The sequence below is a fragment of the Streptomyces sp. NPDC091416 genome, assembly GCF_044756845.1.
Lineage (GTDB): Bacteria > Actinomycetota > Actinomycetes > Streptomycetales > Streptomycetaceae > Streptomyces.
Genome location: NZ_JBIVTU010000054.1, coordinates 1 through 1,784 on the forward strand (window position 1 = coordinate 1; position 1,784 = coordinate 1,784).

Genomic DNA, 1,784 nt, shown 5'->3' on the forward strand with positions numbered 1-1,784 from the left:
GACAGTTCCAAGCCCGGATCAGCCACTACAAACGACGCGGCCACACACCACCAGAAACTGCCCACACATCAGAACAAAGACCGTTGCAGTACTAGCGCCGCATCGGGCAACGTGTGCCCCGGTGGGGCTGGGGTTCTACTGCCCCGTGGGCGGGAGGAGGTCGCGCTCCGCGAAGACCTTCTTGGCGACGAAGGTGGCGTTGAGGGCTCTGGGCATGCCGCAGTAGACCGCGGAGTGCAGGAGAGCCTCGACTATTTCTTCGGTGGTGAGGCCGACGTTGAGGGCGGCGTTGATGTGGACCTCAAGCTGGGGCTCGCAGCCGCCCAGGGCGGTGAGCATGCCGAGAGTGACGAGCTGCCGGTCACGGTCGGCCAGTCCGGGCCGGTCGTAGATGTCGCCGAAGGCCCAGGCGACGACCTGGTGGCCGAGTTCGGGAGAGATGTCGGCCAGCGAGTCGATGACCTTCTGGCCGCCCTCGCCGTCGACCCGGGTGAGGACCTTCATTCCGTGCTCGAAACGGTCCTGGCGCGTGCGAGGGCTGGTGGATTCAGTGGTCATTTCAGGTCCGTTCCTGGCTGCTCGGTGAGCAGCTGTTCGTAGTGCTTGATCTTGGTGTCCAGGGCTTCGGCGTTGCGGCGCAGACTGCGCATGTGGTCGGCCAGAGCTCCGCGGTGCGTGCGCAGCATGGTGAGGCGGTCGGCGATGGTGGCGTCGCCGGCTCCGCGCAGCTGGGCGAAGTGCTGCATGTCGGCGATCGACATGCCGGTCTCCCGCAGCCGCAGCAGGAAGGCCAGCCAGGCCAGGTCGGCGGTCGCGTAGCGGCGCTGATTGCCGGAATTGCGGCCGACCCGCTCGATCAGGCTGGCCTTCTCGTAGTAGCGCAGTGTGTCGTGTGACAGACCGGTCTGTTCGGAGACCTCGGCGATCGTGAGGGTCTGCTCGTCGTTCGGGAGGGGGCTGACGCTGGTCATGCAAGAACCGTAGAACCTGGAGTGCGCTCCAGGTCAAACGGTCTCCTGACACGCGGGGGACCGGTGCCCTCGGGTGCAGGGCAGGGGCGTCCGCGCAGGTCACTGTATGTGGATGACCGAACGGGTGCGGGCGCGGGTGCGCGAGGTCGATGACGGCGAGGGCCGCTGACTGTGGCGGACCATCCGCAGGGGCAGCGGATCGGTGGTGACCTGGCGGCGGGCCCAGATGGTGCTCCTGCCCGCGGGGGGTGTGCCGGTGGGGAAGATCGCCGAGGTGACGTTCACCAGCGACGACCGGGTGAGAAATGTGATCCGCAAGGCCGACGGCTTCGACTCGCTGTATCCGAAGTACACAGGCGGCCTTTCGAGGACGTTCACGCTGCCCGAGCGCCGGGAGGTCAAGAGGATCGCGAAGACCAAGCCGACCGAGCACGACCTGACCCGCGTCGGACGTGAGCTCCTCCGCTCGATCCGCCGGAGAAGCTCACGTCTGGCTCTGTTCACGAGTACCCCGACGTGAACAGAGCCATCACGTCCGACAAGGCGGGTGTCGTTCAGCCGGTTCGGTTCAGCGGCGGATGCCCGCGTACGCGGATGGGGACATGCCGTTCTCGGCGCCGGCCGCGCCGCCCACGGCCCATACCCGCCCTGCCGAGTCGGTTGCGGCCGCATGGAGATAGCCGGCCCCGGGGGGCTCTTCGCCCTGAATGAGAGACCCGTTGTCGGCGTACACGTGAACGTCCCCAGCCTCGTACGGATGAAAGGGGACAATTGCTGGTGCGGTGAGACCTGCTGCTCGGCACTCTGCTGTTT

Annotated in this window: 2 protein-coding genes and 1 pseudogene; 1 reads left to right on the forward strand and 2 read right to left on the reverse strand. The window is 66.8% G+C overall.

The features are described 5' to 3' along the window. Positions 1 to 135: 135 nt before the first annotated feature. A complete protein-coding gene (locus ACIQMX_RS42405; protein ID WP_402487054.1) occupies positions 136 to 558 on the reverse strand; it encodes a carboxymuconolactone decarboxylase family protein in 423 nt (140 codons plus the stop codon). Next, a complete protein-coding gene (locus ACIQMX_RS42410; protein WP_402487057.1) occupies positions 555 to 971 on the reverse strand; it encodes a MerR family transcriptional regulator in 417 nt (138 codons plus the stop codon). Before ACIQMX_RS42410 ends, ACIQMX_RS42405 begins: the two co-directional genes overlap by 4 nt. A gap of 169 nt (positions 972 to 1,140) precedes the next feature. Here ACIQMX_RS42410 and ACIQMX_RS42415 point away from each other — a divergent pair. Then, a pseudogene (locus ACIQMX_RS42415) lies at positions 1,141 to 1,410 on the forward strand (IS630 family transposase); the annotation flags it as partial. Between the last annotated feature and the right edge of the window lie 374 nt (positions 1,411 to 1,784).

What these genes read in the sequence shown, in the direction of transcription:
- ACIQMX_RS42410 (WP_402487057.1), bottom strand. Translation starts at nt 971, where the DNA reads ATGACCAGCGTCAGCCCCCTCCCGAACGACGAGCAGACCCTCACGATC.
- ACIQMX_RS42405 (WP_402487054.1), bottom strand. Translation starts at nt 558, where the DNA reads ATGACCACTGAATCCACCAGCCCTCGCACGCGCCAGGACCGTTTCGAG.